Below are 15,870 nucleotides of genomic sequence, written 5' to 3' on the forward strand. Positions count from 1 at the left end.
ATGAGCAATTCCGGGCTCTTCTGTTTAGATGCTATGCTAAAATGAGAAATAATAATGGAAATAAACGGAATGATGCAGGGGTTATTTTGCAGCCGTTTTCTGAGAAAGGAAGGTAAGAATATGCGTATATTGATTGCAGGGGCAGGGGCAGTAGGAGGTTATTTCGGAGGCAGGCTCCTTGAAAAAGGAGAAGACGTTACCTTTCTAGTAAGGGAAAAAAAATACGATCAGCTTCAGGAGAACGGCCTGGTCATCAACAGCGTACATGGAGATGCAAAGCTGAAACCAAAGCTTCTGAGAACAGGAGTTCCTTCAGAAGAGAACTTTGATTTGATCTTGCTTTCTGTGAAAGCTTACCATCTTGAAGAAGCCATCAATAATATTATGCCTTATGCAGGACAAGGTACATGTATCCTTCCGCTGCTGAATGGCATTGCACATATGGACACGCTTGAAAGGGCTTTTGGAAAGGAGAGGCTCCTTGGAGGTCTTTGCTTCATAGAATCAACATTGGATGAAAAAGGCGAAATTGTTCAGAAAAGCGATATGCAGGAAGTTGTTTTTGGCGAAATTGACGGGAGGCAGACAGAGAGGATTTCACGGATACAGGAATCGCTTACCGGAACAAAGGCATCTTTCCGGTACAGCAGTGAAATCGTGAGTGAAATGTGGAGCAAGTATCTTTTTATCAGCATGATGTCCGGGCTTACAACGCTGACACGTTCGCCAGTCGGTCCTATAAGGGATACAGCAGAGGGGAGAAGCATCATAGAGGGGCTAGCTCTGGAAATCCTTCCTGTCATGAAAAGCCTGGGAGCGAATCTTCCGGATGATGCAAAAGAAAATATCATTAAGAAAATAAATGCAGTCGGATATCATATGAAATCTTCCATGCAGCGAGACATTGAAAAAGGCTTGCAGACCGAGTCAGCCCACTTCTTTAAATATCTCCTGGATGCAGCGGCTGAACACCGTTTACCAGTGCCAGTTCTGAATACCATCTATATGAATCTGCAGGTATATGAAAAGAGGAGGGAAGAACAAAAAGAGAGGGGGTAAACTCAAAACAGTCCGGAGACAAGTAATCAGAGGGTGTTAGTCAAAGAGACTAACACCCTTTGGCTGCAGAAAAGCGATTCAGAGGTCTTAGTCAGAGCGACTAATACCCTCTTGTCCACAGAAAGCGAATCAGAGGGTCTTAGTCAGTGCGACTAATACCCTCTGGCCACAGAAAAGCGAATCAGACGGTCTTAGTCAGAGCGATTAATACCCTCTTGTCCACAGAAAAGCGAATCAGAAGGTCTTAGTCAGTGCGACTAATACCCTCTGGCCACAGAAAAGCAAATCACAGGGTCTTAGTTAGAGCGACTAACACCCTCTGGCCGCAGAAAAGTAAATCAGACGGTCTTAGTCAGAGCGACTAAAACCGTCTGTCCACAGAAAAGCGAATCAGACGGTCTTAGTCAGAGCGACTAACACCATCTAGCCACAGAAAAGTGAATCAGAGGGTCTTAGTCAGAGCGACTAATACCCTCTAGCCGCAGAAAAGCGAATCAGAGGGTCTTAGTCAGAGCGACTAATACCCTCTTGTCCACAGAAAAGCGAATCAGAAGGTCTTAGTCAGAGTGACTAATACCCTCTGGCCACAGAAATGCAAATCAGAGGGTCTTAGTCAGTGCGACTAACACCATCTGTCCACAGAAAAGCGAATCAGAAGGTCTTAGTCAGAGCGACTAATACCCTCTGACCGCAAAAAAGCGAATCAGACGGTCTTTAGTCAGAGCGACTAACACCATCTGGCCACAGAAAAGCGAATCAGAGGGTTTTAGTCAGGGCCCCCAAAGCCCACTTGCTCATAGAAAACAGAAGCAGAGGGTTTCCACCCGATCACGACTTCTGTTAGCCTGAAAGGGATTTCTAATTTCATTTGTTGTCTTACAGTCTAATGCAGATCTTCAGCCTTATATTATTGGAGAGCAAACCCCAGCAGTTTTATATCCTGGAGGATTTTCTGCTGGATATCAGGCTCTTTGCATTTTTCAAAGTCAGTGATCAATCTGCCAATTTCCCTAATAAAAAGCAAATATTCGCTGTCTTTCAGCATAAATAGTCACCCCTACTATCGAAATAGGTCTAATTTCATACAATTTAGTATAAAATAGCAGAGATTGGAAGTAAAGCAATATTACCTGCATTGCCCTTATTTATGCTTTATTGTTTTTGTATGAACATCCTCTGCGAGCTGTTCTGCTCTCTGATCGTTTTCAATGCCGTCTGAAAGGCCCGGTGTATCAGGCAGAAACACGGGGCGGACTTCGGAGTCTGCTGATACAACTTTCCATTTTCCCTCAACAAGAGCCAGGCTGAAATCTATAATCCCTAAATGGCTTCCCCAGGAACCTGCCTGAACAGCCGGAATTCCATTGATTGTGCCTGCTTTCGAATCAATCAGACCGCTGCTGCCCCTTAGTTTAGGAGACGGAAAAACCTGGTGGGTATGGCCGAACATAATCGCATCAATTCCAGGCACCTTGCTCAGCCCGAGCACGGAATTCCTGCTTTTATCCTTAACCTGTTCATCAGCTTCGAGACCAGCATGTGCCAGTGCAATTATGACATCGGCGCCTTTTTCCCTCATAATCGGAATATAATGCTCAGCTGACTCGACCATCGATTTATTGCTGAGCTTCCCTTTTAAATGTTCTTCATCCCATTTCAGGACAACAGGTGTTATGAACCCGATCACACCAATTTTAACAGGATATTTTCTGCCATCATCTGCCGTAAAGTTCTGGTGAAGAATCACATAAGGGGAGAAATAGGGAAGCTCTTCCTGGAAAGATTCTGTACCCTGGATAAAGAGGTTGCTGTTGACATAAGGAAAGGCTGCCTCTTTCAGTTTTTTATTAAGATAGCCCAGCCCGTAATTGAATTCATGGTTGCCGGGTGCTGCGGCATCATACTGCAGCTCGTTCATAATGCTGAAAATAGGGTGAGGCTGGCCGGGATGCTCGTGAATATAATCTCCCAGAGCACTTCCCTGGATCAGATCGCCATTGTCAAAAAGAAGACTATTTTGTCTCTCCAGGCGCGCTTTTTTGATTAAGCTAACGGTTTTTACAAATCCAAAGCTCTTCACTTTTTTTCCGCTTTTATATTCGTAATTCAATATGTAAGAGTGAAGGTCCGTCGTCTCCATGATCCTGAGCTGCATGTTGGGATGGTGTTCGCTGAATACAGCTGAGCCTGAAGGAACACAGAGGAGCATGGTTAATAAAACAAACACGGTAATAAAAATTGATTTTTTTTTCAACATGGCTCACCGCCTTCCCGTGATTCTGTTATTGTGCCTTAAACACAAAGAATCATGCCAGAAAGTTAAGCGGAGGATAACTATTCATATTATAGAAGGAGGACCGTGAACACCACTTTCAGCAGCAGAGCTTTTTTCCCCATTCAGGAACACAGTAAAAAATCTGAAGGGCTAAGACCTGCTGTCCCTTCAGATTTCGTTTATTTTGAATAAGTTTTTTCTGTACCATCCGTAAAAGTTACTTCGACTTCAATATTTTCATAATCTTCGTTAAGATCAAGGCCCTGTATAACCTGTATCAGCACCTCATCCTCAGAAGACTCTTCATCAAAAGTAAATTGCTTGAATGCTTCCAGCAGCTTGTCCAGCGCTTCATCTCCGTTTAATTCTTCATCGTTTAAGCCATCTTTGATCTCAGCTTCCATCGTATTGTTTCTATCATATTCGTAATCAACCTCATACGATTTCATATCCGGATACTCAGCATCAAGCTCAAAATCTGTAAAATTGATGCGGGAGAAATCCTCAACAGGCTGTTTATTATCTGTATTCAAATCATCTTCCTGGCTAGGTGCGCTAGGGGGCGGATCCTGGACTTCATTCTCATCATTCCCGCAGGCAGCAAGCGGCAGCATCAGAAGGGCGGCTGCTATTGGATATAATAACTTCGATTTCTTCATGACAAACCTCCTATTTCGTTTTTATAGTATGTATATTTCCTATTTCGCTATATTAAAAACGCATATGAGAGGTTTTCTGTTCTGATTTACTCTGCTGAAGGCAGCTGCCGAGCCTCTGAAAAGCAAATTTCATGGAAAAAACTTTTCAGCAGCAGCCATCTGGCTGGATAGGCAGCAGCGAAGTCAGAAGCAGACTGTTCGTTAAAACATACGAGGCAGTCCATCATCGTTCTGCCTTCCTTTAAGTCATAATAAAGGGCATGCAGGTTTTCATAATGCTCATTAATCTGCCAGCGGTTCAGCTTGACAGGAGATATACCGTTTAATTTCATATAATCTTGCGCTGCCTTCTTTTGGATTTCCTGAATACTTTCAGGCGCACAATCTCCGGCTGCCAGTTTTTCATTGATAAAATAAATGCCTTTCTTCATCTATGAACCCCGTTCCTGTTTTATATCACTATTGACAGAAAAAGCTGAGTTCATACAGGAAAGAAGGCAAGTTTATAGAATTCTTATAATAGAGGAAATATTAGTGTGGAGGCTTATAATGAGTGTATTATTTGAAAATGGCAGCCTGAAAGTAAGAGAACTGGAAGAAAGGGATAAACTCCACCTTGTACGCTGGCTGCAGGATCCAGCAGTGCTGGAATATTACGAAGGCAGAGACAATCCCCATTCACTGCAAATGGTAGATGAGCATTTCTATAATCGGGACCGGCATGTGGCTGCCTGTATTATTGAATGGGAAGATACAGAACTGGGATATATCCAGTTTTATCCGCTGGATGAAGAAGAAAGGGAGAAATACGGATACCTTCCTGGTATTTCTGTCTATGGTACAGACCAGTTCATCGGGGAATCAACATGGTGGGGAAAAGGAATCGGGAAGCTGCTCGTTCAGTCAATGATCAGCTATTTGATAAAAGAAAAGGGAGCAGACCTGGTAGTCATGGACCCGCAGACATGGAATGAAAGGGCCATTGCCTGTTATGAGAGCAGCGGAATGCAAAAAAGAAAGCTTCTCCCGAAAAACGAATACCATGAAGGTGAATGGAGAGATGCCTGGCTGATGGAATATGATAAAAAAAGCGGAATAGACTTGTAAAAATGGAAAATATGTAAGATCACAAAAAAAGGAAGCAAACTCAACTGAGTTTGCTTCCTTTTTTATAGGGCAGTATCTGAGCCGGTGGCAACACTTTCTCTTCTTGCCCGAAGGAACCGGACAAAGTTCATGACGATTGTTTTTACAACCGCATACGTTGGAATTGCAAGGATCATGCCCAGGATCCCTGCAAGGTTTCCTGCCACTAGCAGGAGGATGATGATGGTGGCAGGATGGGTGTCAAGCCTTTTTCCAAGGATGAGAGGGGAAAGGATATTCCCTTCAACCTGCTGGGCAACGGCAATGACGATGATCGCCAGGATTGCCTTTGCCGGGGAATCGAACAGTGCGATCAATACAGCAGGCGCCCCGCCGAGAAATGGACCGACGTAAGGAATGATGTTCGTAACAGCGACAATCAGCGCCAGAACGAGGGCATATGGCAGGTCAATGATCATATAGCCGATGAAGGCCAGTGTCCCGACGAATAAAGCCACGGTTACCTGTCCCTGTATGTATGCTGCCAGGGTTTCACCTGTCTCCTTCAGCGTTTTTAAACCTTCGCTCCGATAAGATAGAGGGAGGAATTTGGATATGGCAGCCGGAAACCTTCCGCCATCCTTGAACATATAAAACAGCAGGAAGGGAACCGTTACAATTGTGACTGTAATATTGGCGACAAGGCTGAATACATTGGAAATTCCATTTGTCACCCTGTCAGGGATCGTGTTGGCAAACTCCATCAATGACCTTTCCAGGTTTTCAATCGGGACATAATCCTGATTCATGACCCATTTGAACTGCTGCGAGCGTGAAAGATTTTCTATGTAGATTCTTGTTCTTTGTGCATATGTCGGCAAATCATTGAATAATGCTGTAACCTGCTTTGATATGATAGGGACAAGGCTGCCGATCACCAGGACGATAAGGCCGATGATGATCAGGTAAATGATTATGATGGCAATGGTCCTCGGCAGTTTTCTTGCCTGGAGGAAATTGACGACCGGGTTAAGCAGGAAATAAAGGAAGCCTGAGATGATAATCGGGAAAAACAAGGTAGACACAAAGATTCCGATTGGTTCAAATAAAAAGGATATTTTGGATGATACGTAAATGATGGCCACAATCAGAAGGATCTGAAGAGACCAGAATTGGATATTTTTTTTTGTCACAGAATTCACCTTTCGCTTTCTTCCTGTAAAAAGTATAACAGAAGTTAGAATAATTTTCCTGGAAATTGCCAGGCTATGTATTTTAGGCGGACATCAACATTCGAAGTGCAAAATAAAAAGACCCAGATTGGCCCTTATGTTTGGATTTGTATACAAGATCTTTCTTTGTTTTTGTCCTTCTCTCAGACATATCAATTAATGCATAAGGACTTCTTTTGCTCTCCGGATTTCTTTTCCCTTCACGCACCATTTTAGCACGCAGCTTCTTCGCTTTGGATTTGGCCATTTTATCTGCACTCCTGTCATTATGGAATGTATTCATTTTATAATATCCAGGTCATTCAAACAATGGGTTTCAGACCTGGGAAGCTAAATTTTTTCTGCAAGCTTCTGCCTGGCCTGCTTCAATCTGGCGGTCATTGCCTTCTCAATTTTTCCTGGTCCATTCATATAGCGGCATATTCCGTATATGAAGACTTCTTCTATGAAGATGAGCAACAATAAAATAGTAATGGCTGCAGTTAAAAGATTCATCATGCATCATGCCTCCCGAACCGGTCATATATCAAAGCATATGAGGGAAAGGGAGGCATGATGATCATTTTATCCTTTTAGGCCAGGGCTTTCTCTCAATACAGGAAGGGTGCAGCAGCGGAATGCTCCCCCGGACTTAATGATTTCCGTTATATCCACTTCAATCACCTCGAAGCCTCTTTCTTCCAGCTGTCTGTTGACATTTTCATTTACCGTCAGACTGAAGATCTTCTTGTCCCCGATGCATAATACATTCGTGCCCAGGGAAAATTGTTCTTCTTTGGTTACTTCTATCAGGTGATACCTGGATTTGATGTATTCCAGTGCTTTCGGCTCAATTTCTCCTGGGAAAATCAAGGCTTCGTCTTCAGAAATGACATTGAAGACACAATCCAGATGAAGGAATTTATCTGTAAAAGGGACCGTAATTACCTCATGATCAGGCAGAAGTGATTTCAAATGGGCAGCGGCTTTCTCATTTGTCCTGTCACTCAAGCCAACATAAACAGTGTCGCGGTCTATGACGATATCTCCGCCTTCAATTTTTTCTCCTATCAGGTTGAAATAGGAAATTCTCTCCTTCTCCAGCCATTCCTTGAAAACATCCTCTTCACCCTGCCGGATCCTGCTTGCCATTTCGGCCACAAACACGGTTTGGCCGAGCGTAAAACCGATATCCCTTGTGAATACCTGTTCAGGATATTTGCCCCTGGCCGGGAGGAGGGACACTTCCACACCATATTGCTCCAATGTTTTGACAAAATTGCGGTGCTGCTCCAATGCCTTGTCAATATCAATGCCTTCTTTCAGAAAATGGCGCTGGGTCTCGTTGATCACATCTTTGATTGTCATATGCTCCGGTTCACATAGAACCACTTTTTTCAGCCGGTCATATTCGCTTCCAACATATGCCGGCATATCTGGCGTTTGCTTTACCATAATATCCTCCTAAGATTAGGTTACTTTCCTTACTATTCACCTAAACCAGGACAGTTATGAAAAAAGCTCATACTATCCCGGGGACTGGCTTCATATACTAGAGGACATGCAGCAGCCGGGAGTGTTCAATCATGATTTTTAAAAAAACGGCTATCGTCCTTACTGGATGCCTTCTTCTATCTTTGGGAATAAACGGTTTTCTAATCCCTAACAAGGTTCTCGACGGCGGTGTCATCGGGCTGGGTCTGATCTGCAACTACTTATGGGGATTTGAAGCAGGATTGTCCATCCTGCTGATGAGCATTCCGATATTTGCTCTTGCCTGGTTCAAGGACAGGGGTTATTTTTTCAACAGCCTGCACGGTTTGCTGTTGTCTTCCATTTTAATCGATATCATGAACCCGGTCAGCCGGTCACTTCCATATATCGACCCTGCCATCGGCTCTATAGCCGGCGGGGCGCTGGTCGGCCTCGGCATAGGCTTAATGCTCCGCTATGGCACCAGCACCGGGGGAACAGACCTGCTGGCGCAATTTATCGCAGACCTTTCAGGAATAAATGTGGGAATAGTGATTTTATTGATTGATTGCCTTGTCATATCAATCGGAGGCCTGCTGGTTTCAGGCGATACTTTCATGCTGTCCCTTATCACGGTCCTGACAGTAGGGCTGGTCACAAGCTTATGCACCTATCGGACAGCAAAAGAGTAAGGAGGGCAGTGTTGGAGTCAAAAAAAAAGCCCTTACTCAGGGCTTTCTTCTTCAGCCAGTCTCCTGACCTCTATAAAAACAATATGATGGCCTTCCAGTTCTTTGACTGTAAAGGAATAGTTTTCCTCGATGATTTCTTCCCCCTGAACGACATCATACCGCTGGGAAAGGAACCAGCCGCCAAATGTGTCAACATCCTCTTCAGGCAGGTTTGTGCCAAGGAGATCATTGACATCTTCAATAAGAACCTTGCCGCTGATGATATAATGATCTTCAGCCAATTTGCGGATGTCGGAGATTTCATCTGCATCAAATTCATCACGGATCTCACCGACAATTTCTTCGATGATATCTTCTACTGTCACAAGCCCCGCTGTCCCTCCATATTCATCCAGCAGCAGGGCCATATGGGTGCGCTCCTTTTGCATTTTAAGGAGAAGGTCATGAATTGGTATAGTCTCAATGACCCTGATGGCAGGCTTCATGAACGCTGTGATGGGGGAACCTGTCAGCGTTTCCCTTTTTACGGTGGCAGTAAGGATGTCCTTGATGTTGACGATTCCTTCAATATTGTCTTTATCTCCATTAATGACCGGATAGCGTGTGTACTTCTCCTCGCGGATGGTGCCGAGGATATCCTCCACGCTGTCATCAATGGAAAGGCTGACGATTTCAGTCCGCGGCACCATGATTTCCTTGGCGAGCCTGTTATCAAATTCAAAGATGTTATTTACATAAGTCAGCTCTGATTTATTGATTTCACCGCTCTCATAGCTTTCGGAAAGAATGATCCGAAGTTCTTCTTCTGAATGGGCCAGCTCATTTTCGGAAGCTGGCTTCAGCCCGAACAGGCCGGTAAGGATCCTGGCTGAACCATTGAGCGCCCAAATGAAAGGGAACATCAGCTTATAAAACAAAATCAGCGGCTTTGCAAACAGCAGGGTAATTCTTTCTGATAGCTGAATGGCCATGGTCTTTGGAGCCAATTCACCGACCACCACATGCAGAAAAGTAATAGAAGCAAAGGCAATTCCGAAAGATAAAAGATGGGTAAGCGATGGATTAAGCTCCAAACTTTCAAAAAGGGGATGAAGCAGCTTCTCGACAGTGGGCTCTCCAAGCCAGCCAAGACCCAGCGCTGTAATGGTGATGCCCAGCTGGCAGGCAGAAAGGTATTCATCCATATGGGTAATCACATGCCTGGCCGCCTGGGCTCCAGGTTTATTTTCTTCAATCAGCTGGTCAATCCTCGAACTTCTGACTTTGACAATTGCAAATTCTGCTGACACAAAAAAAGCGGTTAAAGCAATTAAAAGTGCAACTAATACCAAATTGATAAATATGTCCAACGAATCGCCTTACAGAGTAAGGCTTACACCTCCTGGATGAGTAAAAAAGTCTACTGTAATTTCCGGCAGGAGGGCTACATCAATAACAGGAGAATGGTCTGCATGAGGGATATGCTTTCAGCAGAAAGGTGCTTTTTAAGAGCTTCCTTCTTCAGTCCTTTATCCTCCAGATTTTGGAGCAGCTCGGAAAGCTCCTTATCCAAACCGGATATCTTTACTTTAAGTGTTTCATAATCGATAAGATCTGATTCTTTTTCCTTTAGCTTGTTCTTTATTTCTTCCAGTGAAAAGCTGTTCCTTTTGCACTGTTCGATATATTTAAGGGTGTCAAGAGCTTCTGCATCATAGTAGCGGTAGTTGGAAGCAGACCGTCTTGCTTTAATAAGGCCGATTTGTGTGTAATAATCTACCGTCCGCTTCGTTACATTCGCCCTTTTTGCAATCTCTCCGATTTTCAGTTTCTCTGCCCCAAACTCATCGCCTCCCCAGCAGAACATTTTAGTTATAGAGAAAATGATAATCCTATTTATTTGAAATCACAATCATAAAGTTTTGGCGGGAATGGAATTTTCTTATCAGGATAGGGTAAAACCTATAAAAAGGACAGGGAGGAATTTTCTTATGGACTCTACACATCCGTTTTGGCAGACTGTGCTTTCATTCTTGCCGCTTATTATTATTGCGGCCATTGTGGTAGCCTTTCTCGTTTATCGAAAAAGCAAGAGCAGGCGTTAGCCATGGCAAGGCCCGGCAATGAGCCGGGCCGCATTTTAGTTGAAATAGCGTGGCAGCTTCATTTACCATGATACATAACCGGGTTCCAGGCAATCCTGTCTCTATATATAATAAAGGGGGAAACTGACTGATTTGGCACACCGCTGTTCGCATCCTTATCGTATATTCAGCAGAAAAGTGGAGTGGAATGAACAAAAAGTGATTGAAACAGAATATCACCTCCACCTGTATGACGACCGGGTCGTTGCAGAAGACCGCGAGTTCCGGCTGGCTGATATCTATGATGTCTCCTACCGGGAACAGTCTTCTTTCGGGTTTTTGTACTTGCATACAAACCATGGCCTCTATCCCTATAAAGTTTATATCAGCCCTGAAGACTTCATCAGGCAATACCGCATTGCTGCGGGCAAGGCCTATTGATCAGGCTGGCTAAGCATCCCTGGCAGGGTGCTTTTTTTTGTCTGAAACAATGCGCATGAGCGACTAATGCGGCTTCAAAAGGGTAAAGATAGGCAGACTAGCAGAGGAGCTGATTCCATGAAAGAAAGTTCATCATCCAACCGTTTTCTCCCGGTTGCTTCTGCAACAAGCGGAGATATGAAAAATATCACCCCTGACGTCCATTGCCTGCCGATTCAAATTGTTAATGTCTTTTATGCTGAGCTCAGCGATGGCTCAGATGACTGGGTGCTGATTGATGCCGGCATGCCAAAATCAGCTGAAAAAATCATTGAAGCAGCAGAAGATCTCTATGGCGTGGGAGCTGCACCAAAAGCAATCGTCCTGACCCATGGGCATTTCGATCATATTGGAGGGATAATCGGACTGCTTAAAACCTGGAAAGTGCCAGTGTATGCTCATGAGCTTGAGCTTCCATATCTGACAGGGGAGAAAGATTATCCTAAGCCTGATAGCAGTGTCGAGGGAGGGATGATTGCCAAGATGTCACCGCTGTTTCCGCATGAAGGGATTGATATTAGTGAATATATCCATCCGCTCCCTTCTGATGGTTCTGTTCCTGCATTGCCGGGCTGGAAATGGATCCATACACCAGGGCATTCCCCTGGCCATGTGTCCCTGTTCAGGGAAGACGACAGCCTGCTCATTGCCGGTGATGCTTTTGTGACGGTGAGGCAGGATTCCCTTTATAAAGTCCTTGTCCAGGAAGAAGAGGTGAACGGGCCGCCCCGTTACCTGACTACCGACTGGAAGGCCGCAGAAGCATCTGTCATCAAACTGGCTGCTTTGAACCCTTCCGCGGCTGGAACAGGGCATGGCCGTCCGATGTCAGGCCCGGAATTGGCAGAGGGCCTGCAGAGGCTTGCCGATCATTTTGGCGATCTGGCTGTACCGGACCATGGCAAATATGTCGACGGGAACAGCTGACAAGACCTTTTTGTGCATAAAATATCCTGCCCGGCCCAAACTAGAGATTAAAAAGGGGCTGGACAGCATGATTTTCTATGCATGCGTGAAGTATGAAGAACATGATCCCAATTCTTATAAAGGAATTGAAGTCACCACACTGGGATCCAATGATAAAGTGGCCGAATTTGAATCTTATGATCCGCTTGAGGATTACCGTAATTTTTCCAGCTGGGCTGAGAGTGTAGGCGAAAATAATGTAGGATTCTGCGACACATTCAAGGCTTTTGCCCATGATTACAGGCAGGTATCAGAAGAAGATTCAGAAAAGATGATCTCCATGCTGTATGGGGACCATGGCAGCTGCGGCTATGAATATTACTGACAGGCTTTGAAGCTGTAAAAGCAGAAAAGCCCTGGTCATCCAGGGCTTTTCTTACTCCTGCTCTTCATCAAAATAACTCTCGAAGGCAATCCGGTCTGTCAGTTTTTCCTCTTTGTAATAAGGATTTTCTATTGTTGAGTTCTCAGGATCCAAATTGGTTTTGATGACGAGGAAAGGCTCTGAAGAATGCTCTGCAATGAGCCTGTCATCCAGCTCCCTGAAATCTGGCATTTTTTCACTGCCCGGCTTAATGGGGTCCATGGTTCCACCTCCTGCTCTTAGGTTGCTGCCGGCAGGAATGCGCTATCCAGGAAAGCGGTGGAAAATAGAAAAACAGATTGCTTCAGACCTGATGCAGGTGCTGCCTACATTGTTTTCCGGGATAAAAGTGGGCTAACCCGTCTTGTCCGGCATGATCTGCAAAATGAATTGCTTGGCCTGTTCATCAATGAAGAGGCAGTATTCCTCCTGATCCTTCAGGTCCAGCAGATTTCTCAGCTCCATTGGAATATGGATGGATCCATTATCAGAAACAAGCCGTTTATTTTCAGTACTCTTCGGATCTGCTTTTCTGATTAAGATCTTCTTGTCTTCATCTTCAAACTCCAGGTCGGCAAGCCGGCCGGGAAGAAGGTCGAACTTTTTTCTCCAGGGACTTGGAAGAAGGACTTTTCCGGTCTTAGTAAAATTTTTGCATTTATAGACGCTTTGCATCTTAACACTTCCCCGATTTTTTTTACTGGCTCTCTGCTGGATAACGTTTTCGAGCTTACTTACTACATAGCACATGAAGGAGCGAAGAAAACCTCATATTGCATAGGAGGGGGAAAAAGGGACATTTTTAATAACGGAGCTTCGTTATCTGGAAGAATAAGAAAAGGATGAGAGTTTCAGCTTAAGTTTAATGAGGGATATATAAGGAGAAAGTAGAAAAGGGCTGCAGCCTGTCATATGCCTATCGAAAAGGAGGAAGAAATATGAAGGATGAAAAGAAGCTGATGAGCGAGGAGGAGCTTGATGCCCTCCATCATGTAATGGAAGAGCAGATTGCTTATATTCTTGTTGATGAAGAAGAAGAAAGGAATAGGGAAGAGCAGAGGGCTGAAAGGTAAAGGGGGGGACACCCCCTTTTTTATCTGAATGAAGCAACCTCAATGTCTCTGCCCTTTAAGGCGGCATGAAGCGTCGCCGCAAACTCGAGCGCATGTGGACCATCGCCGTGGAGGCATATGGTGTCTGCTTTGATTATAATCTCATTACCGTTCCGGCTGAGGGTTTTGTTTTCGAGGACCATTCTCAGCACCTGGCCGACTGCTTCTTCCGCAGCAGTGATCAGGGCATCTCTGCTTGATCTCGAAACCAGCGTTCCGTCATCTTCATATCTTCTGTCCGCAAACACCTCTTGCGCAGCTCTGATCCCGACCCTTTCCGCTGCCCTGATGCTTTCGCTGTTATGGAGCCCAAAAAGCACGAGTTCCTCGTCCACACTCTGGACAGCCCTTGCTACCGCCTCTGCAAGCCGTTTATCTCCCGCACACATATTATAGAGAGCGCCATGCGGCTTTACATGGCTGAGCCTTCCGCCTTCTGATTTCACAAAAGCTGACAGTGCGCCAATTTGATACAGGACAAGATCGAAGGCTTCTTCCGGACTAATTTCTATTTTTCTGCGGCCAAAGCCCTGGAGGTCAGGCAAACCCGGGTGTGCACCAATGGCAGTCCCATGCTGAAGGGCAAGCTTCACTGTTCTGCGCATTGTCCCTGGATCTCCGGCATGGAACCCGCAGGCAATATTCGCGGATGTGATATATGCCATGATTTCCTCATCGGATCCAATCTTGAAGCTTCCAAAGCTTTCACCAAGATCACAGTTCAAGTCAATTTTCTTCATCTATATGCACCTCTTTCTGCCATTTTTCTTTCATGATTTTTGTAAGGGATCTTATTGATTTTACTTGTTCCAAATGTGCCAGTTGTGCCTCAGCCAAGGAGGCAGGCGCAAACCTGATCTTCTCTCCCGGTTTTTTCTGTGCCAGGATTGGAAGGTCTGCCGACAGGACTTGAGCGATTTTCGGGTACCCGCCTGTTGTCTGCCTTTCAGCCATGAGAATGATCGGATTGCCGTCAGCAGGCACTTGCACTGTTCCAAATGATACTGGTTCAGTAATCATTTCAATTTCCCTTGCCTTTGCTAGTGAAGGGCCCTTCAGCCTGTATCCCATCCTGTCAGAATTTGCCGAAATCGTAAATTCCTGTTCTGAAAATTGTTTTATAGCATCAGAAGAAAACCATTCGGACTGCCTGCCGGGCATCACCCTGATCTTATCCTGATGAAGATAAGAGGCAAGCGAGGGGGATAAGCTCCAGATTCTGCTGAATATGCAGAAGGTTTGTCTGAGGGGAAGGACATCGTTCTTTTCTAATGTCCTGCCATCCAGGCCGCCGAATCCTGCTTTCAGATATGTGCTCCTGCTTCCCATCTGGCGAGGCACCAATATGCCGCCATGGAAGGCCAGATATGTACGGCACCCAGCCTTCATCCTGCCAAAAGAAAGAACATCTCCTTTTTTCGCAGCGATCGGCTTTCCGCATTGAATATTGCTGCCGTTCAGCTTTGCTTCTGTTTCAGCTCCAAAGAAGCTGAAGATGATATCCTTTTCGAAGAGCAGCCGGGGTCCAATCAAGGTAATTTCAAGAGCTGCTTCATCATTGAAATTGCCTGCTGCCAGATTGGCAAGTGTGTAAGAGAAAAGATCCATCGCACCTGAAGGCGATACGCCCAGATTTTGGTATCCTTTCCTGCCTGCATCCTGGACAGTTGTCATCAGTCCCGGCTTCAGTACTTTTATTCCCATAGGCTGCCGCCCCCTGACTGAAATTCTGCTTCTGTTACTGGAATGAAACGTAAACGGTCTCCGGGCTTTAGATAGCTGGGTTCTTCCCTTTCAGGATCGAATAACGTTAACGGTGTTCTTCCGATAATCTGCCAGCCTCCAGGGGTTTCCGAAGGATATATCCCAGTCTGGCTGCCGGCAATGCCCACCGAGCCGGAGGGAATCTTCAATCTTGGGGAAGTTTTGCGCGGAGCCGCTATGCGCTGATCCATCCCGCCCAGGAAAGGGAAGCCGGGTGAGAAGCCAAGAAAGTAAATCTCATAGTCTCTGTTACTATGTATCTCTATAACTTCTTTCTCTGATAATCCATTTGAACGGGCTACAAAAGCCAGGTCCGGGGCGTGGGCTCCTTCATAGCAGACGGGGATATCCAAGAGCCGCGGAGATTGGACATCCAATTGTATTTTCTCTGCAAGCATTTCAGCAATCAAGGATGAGGCTGCTTCAAAGGGAGATAAGGTTCCGACGGCATACGGATCATAATGAACAGCCAGTGTATGAAAGGCAGGAACGCATTCAATCATGCCCCTGAAAGGTTTTTTGGATAAAAGGGAAGCCGCTTTCCTGACCTTTTGATTGCTTCCCGGGTCGATGCTGCTGCCAAATTCAAGGATGATGCAGCTGTCGCCTGCAGCATATGTATGATAATGCATATTTGCACCAGCTTTCTCTAAGTAGTCAGAAACA

The 15,870-nt window shown here is 45.2% G+C and carries 22 protein-coding genes; 7 read left to right on the forward strand and 15 right to left on the reverse strand.

All coding sequences use genetic code 11. The features are described 5' to 3' along the window. Positions 1–120 precede the first annotated feature (120 nt). Complete coding sequence (locus FZD51_RS12855; protein ID WP_148975141.1) at positions 121–1,059, forward strand: ketopantoate reductase family protein; 939 nt, start codon at positions 121–123, stop codon at positions 1,057–1,059. A gap of 907 nt (positions 1,060–1,966) precedes the next feature. On the opposite strand, the gene FZD51_RS26190 is transcribed toward FZD51_RS12855, so the two are convergent. From FZD51_RS26190 to FZD51_RS12870, 4 genes are all read right to left on the reverse strand, one after another. Continuing rightward, positions 1,967–2,104 (reverse strand): hypothetical protein, encoded by a 138-nt coding sequence (locus FZD51_RS26190; RefSeq protein ID WP_009793745.1) that lies wholly within the window; start codon positions 2,102–2,104, stop codon positions 1,967–1,969. A gap of 96 nt (positions 2,105–2,200) precedes the next feature. Further along, complete coding sequence (locus tag FZD51_RS12860; RefSeq protein WP_148975142.1) at positions 2,201–3,316, reverse strand: metallophosphoesterase; 1,116 nt, start codon at positions 3,314–3,316, stop codon at positions 2,201–2,203. Positions 3,317–3,513: 197 nt separating this feature from the next. Beyond that, the gene (locus FZD51_RS12865) at positions 3,514–3,993 is read right to left on the reverse strand and encodes a YusW family protein (RefSeq protein ID WP_148975143.1); all 480 of its coding nucleotides are present in this window, start codon (positions 3,991–3,993) and stop codon (positions 3,514–3,516) included. 86 nt (positions 3,994–4,079) lie between these two features. Beyond that, entirely contained in the window at positions 4,080–4,424 is a 345-nt protein-coding gene (locus FZD51_RS12870; RefSeq protein WP_148975144.1) for a hypothetical protein, read from the reverse strand. A gap of 118 nt (positions 4,425–4,542) precedes the next feature. On the opposite strand from FZD51_RS12870, the gene FZD51_RS12875 reads away from it, so the two are divergent. Continuing rightward, positions 4,543–5,100, forward strand: coding sequence for a GNAT family N-acetyltransferase (locus FZD51_RS12875; RefSeq protein ID WP_148975145.1), 558 nt, complete (start codon positions 4,543–4,545; stop codon positions 5,098–5,100). A 62-nt stretch (positions 5,101–5,162) separates the two neighbouring features. On the opposite strand, the gene FZD51_RS12880 is transcribed toward FZD51_RS12875, so the two are convergent. The 4 genes from FZD51_RS12880 to FZD51_RS12890 form a co-directional block, all read right to left on the reverse strand. Continuing rightward, entirely contained in the window at positions 5,163–6,272 is a 1,110-nt protein-coding gene (locus FZD51_RS12880; RefSeq protein ID WP_148975146.1) for an AI-2E family transporter, read from the reverse strand. Positions 6,273–6,354: 82 nt separating this feature from the next. Next, positions 6,355–6,558: a hypothetical protein gene (locus FZD51_RS12885; protein ID WP_148975147.1), complete on the reverse strand. Its 204-nt coding sequence runs from the start codon at positions 6,556–6,558 to the stop codon at positions 6,355–6,357. Between the two features lie 83 nt (positions 6,559–6,641). Continuing rightward, entirely contained in the window at positions 6,642–6,809 is a 168-nt protein-coding gene (locus FZD51_RS26195; RefSeq protein WP_187445741.1) for a hypothetical protein, read from the reverse strand. Between the two features lie 66 nt (positions 6,810–6,875). Then, complete coding sequence (locus FZD51_RS12890; RefSeq protein ID WP_148975148.1) at positions 6,876–7,745, reverse strand: dimethylarginine dimethylaminohydrolase family protein; 870 nt, start codon at positions 7,743–7,745, stop codon at positions 6,876–6,878. A gap of 131 nt (positions 7,746–7,876) precedes the next feature. Here FZD51_RS12890 and FZD51_RS12895 point away from each other — a divergent pair, with 131 nt between their 5' ends. Further along, positions 7,877–8,455, forward strand: a complete 579-nt coding sequence (locus tag FZD51_RS12895) for a YitT family protein (RefSeq protein WP_187445742.1) — start codon at positions 7,877–7,879, stop codon at positions 8,453–8,455. Between the two features lie 32 nt (positions 8,456–8,487). Here the strand turns inward: FZD51_RS12895 and FZD51_RS12900 are convergent, their stop codons facing one another. Both FZD51_RS12900 and FZD51_RS12905 read right to left on the reverse strand, forming a co-directional pair. Next, on the reverse strand, positions 8,488–9,804 hold the full coding sequence (locus tag FZD51_RS12900) for a hemolysin family protein (RefSeq protein ID WP_148975149.1): 1,317 nt from the start codon (positions 9,802–9,804) through the stop codon (positions 8,488–8,490). A 74-nt stretch (positions 9,805–9,878) separates the two neighbouring features. Further along, positions 9,879–10,301, reverse strand: coding sequence for a MerR family transcriptional regulator (locus FZD51_RS12905; RefSeq protein ID WP_148975150.1), 423 nt, complete (start codon positions 10,299–10,301; stop codon positions 9,879–9,881). 370 nt (positions 10,302–10,671) lie between these two features. Here FZD51_RS12905 and FZD51_RS12910 point away from each other — a divergent pair, with 370 nt between their 5' ends. From FZD51_RS12910 to FZD51_RS12920, 3 genes are all read left to right on the forward strand, one after another. Then, positions 10,672–10,959, forward strand: a complete 288-nt coding sequence (locus FZD51_RS12910) for a hypothetical protein (protein WP_148975151.1) — start codon at positions 10,672–10,674, stop codon at positions 10,957–10,959. 117 nt (positions 10,960–11,076) lie between these two features. After that, a complete protein-coding gene (locus tag FZD51_RS12915; RefSeq protein ID WP_148975152.1) occupies positions 11,077–11,925 on the forward strand; it encodes an MBL fold metallo-hydrolase in 849 nt (282 codons plus the stop codon). Between the two features lie 67 nt (positions 11,926–11,992). Further along, entirely contained in the window at positions 11,993–12,289 is a 297-nt protein-coding gene (locus FZD51_RS12920) for a hypothetical protein (protein WP_009793762.1), read from the forward strand. A gap of 51 nt (positions 12,290–12,340) precedes the next feature. On the opposite strand, the gene FZD51_RS12925 is transcribed toward FZD51_RS12920, so the two are convergent. Then, positions 12,341–12,550: a hypothetical protein gene (locus FZD51_RS12925; RefSeq protein ID WP_148975153.1), complete on the reverse strand. Its 210-nt coding sequence runs from the start codon at positions 12,548–12,550 to the stop codon at positions 12,341–12,343. 132 nt (positions 12,551–12,682) lie between these two features. Further along, entirely contained in the window at positions 12,683–13,003 is a 321-nt protein-coding gene (locus tag FZD51_RS12930) for an AbrB/MazE/SpoVT family DNA-binding domain-containing protein (protein WP_148975154.1), read from the reverse strand. 263 nt (positions 13,004–13,266) lie between these two features. Here FZD51_RS12930 and FZD51_RS26605 point away from each other — a divergent pair, with 263 nt between their 5' ends. Next, positions 13,267–13,401 (forward strand): hypothetical protein, encoded by a 135-nt coding sequence (locus FZD51_RS26605; protein WP_262380905.1) that lies wholly within the window; start codon positions 13,267–13,269, stop codon positions 13,399–13,401. 20 nt (positions 13,402–13,421) lie between these two features. On the opposite strand, the gene FZD51_RS12935 is transcribed toward FZD51_RS26605, so the two are convergent. From FZD51_RS12935 to pxpB, 3 genes are read right to left on the reverse strand one after another with little or no spacing between them, the layout of a single operon-like run. Beyond that, entirely contained in the window at positions 13,422–14,180 is a 759-nt protein-coding gene (locus tag FZD51_RS12935) for a LamB/YcsF family protein (protein WP_148975155.1), read from the reverse strand. Then, on the reverse strand, positions 14,167–15,144 hold the full coding sequence (locus FZD51_RS12940) for a 5-oxoprolinase subunit C family protein (RefSeq protein ID WP_148975156.1): 978 nt from the start codon (positions 15,142–15,144) through the stop codon (positions 14,167–14,169). Before FZD51_RS12940 ends, FZD51_RS12935 begins: the two co-directional genes overlap by 14 nt. Further along, on the reverse strand, positions 15,135–15,836 hold the full coding sequence (gene pxpB / locus FZD51_RS12945; RefSeq protein WP_148975157.1) for a 5-oxoprolinase subunit PxpB: 702 nt from the start codon (positions 15,834–15,836) through the stop codon (positions 15,135–15,137). Before pxpB ends, FZD51_RS12940 begins: the two co-directional genes overlap by 10 nt. Between the last annotated feature and the right edge of the window lie 34 nt (positions 15,837–15,870).

The sequence above is a fragment of the Bacillus infantis genome (genome assembly GCF_008180445.1).
In the GTDB taxonomy this organism is placed as follows: Bacteria; Bacillota; Bacilli; order Bacillales; family Cytobacillaceae; genus Bacillus_AB; species Bacillus_AB infantis_B.

Bases quoted from the DNA above. Each gene is read 5' to 3' on its own strand.
- FZD51_RS12920 (WP_009793762.1), top strand. From the start codon at position 11,993: ATGATTTTCTATGCATGCGTGAAGTATGAAGAACATGATCCCAATTCT.
- pxpB (WP_148975157.1), bottom strand. From the start codon at position 15,836: ATGCATTATCATACATATGCTGCAGGCGACAGCTGCATCATCCTTGAA.
- FZD51_RS12875 (WP_148975145.1), top strand. From the start codon at position 4,543: ATGAGTGTATTATTTGAAAATGGCAGCCTGAAAGTAAGAGAACTGGAA.
- FZD51_RS12870 (WP_148975144.1), bottom strand. From the start codon at position 4,424: ATGAAGAAAGGCATTTATTTTATCAATGAAAAACTGGCAGCCGGAGAT.
- FZD51_RS12855 (WP_148975141.1), top strand. From the start codon at position 121: ATGCGTATATTGATTGCAGGGGCAGGGGCAGTAGGAGGTTATTTCGGA.
- FZD51_RS12925 (WP_148975153.1), bottom strand. From the start codon at position 12,550: ATGGACCCCATTAAGCCGGGCAGTGAAAAAATGCCAGATTTCAGGGAG.
- FZD51_RS12930 (WP_148975154.1), bottom strand. From the start codon at position 13,003: ATGCAAAGCGTCTATAAATGCAAAAATTTTACTAAGACCGGAAAAGTC.
- FZD51_RS12895 (WP_187445742.1), top strand. From the start codon at position 7,877: ATGATTTTTAAAAAAACGGCTATCGTCCTTACTGGATGCCTTCTTCTA.
- FZD51_RS12865 (WP_148975143.1), bottom strand. From the start codon at position 3,993: ATGAAGAAATCGAAGTTATTATATCCAATAGCAGCCGCCCTTCTGATG.
- FZD51_RS12885 (WP_148975147.1), bottom strand. From the start codon at position 6,558: ATGGCCAAATCCAAAGCGAAGAAGCTGCGTGCTAAAATGGTGCGTGAA.
- FZD51_RS12860 (WP_148975142.1), bottom strand. From the start codon at position 3,316: ATGTTGAAAAAAAAATCAATTTTTATTACCGTGTTTGTTTTATTAACC.
- FZD51_RS12915 (WP_148975152.1), top strand. From the start codon at position 11,077: ATGAAAGAAAGTTCATCATCCAACCGTTTTCTCCCGGTTGCTTCTGCA.
- FZD51_RS12935 (WP_148975155.1), bottom strand. From the start codon at position 14,180: ATGAAGAAAATTGACTTGAACTGTGATCTTGGTGAAAGCTTTGGAAGC.
- FZD51_RS26605 (WP_262380905.1), top strand. From the start codon at position 13,267: ATGAAGGATGAAAAGAAGCTGATGAGCGAGGAGGAGCTTGATGCCCTC.
- FZD51_RS12890 (WP_148975148.1), bottom strand. From the start codon at position 7,745: ATGGTAAAGCAAACGCCAGATATGCCGGCATATGTTGGAAGCGAATAT.
- FZD51_RS12940 (WP_148975156.1), bottom strand. From the start codon at position 15,144: ATGGGAATAAAAGTACTGAAGCCGGGACTGATGACAACTGTCCAGGAT.
- FZD51_RS12905 (WP_148975150.1), bottom strand. From the start codon at position 10,301: ATGTTCTGCTGGGGAGGCGATGAGTTTGGGGCAGAGAAACTGAAAATC.
- FZD51_RS26190 (WP_009793745.1), bottom strand. From the start codon at position 2,104: ATGCTGAAAGACAGCGAATATTTGCTTTTTATTAGGGAAATTGGCAGA.
- FZD51_RS26195 (WP_187445741.1), bottom strand. From the start codon at position 6,809: ATGATGAATCTTTTAACTGCAGCCATTACTATTTTATTGTTGCTCATC.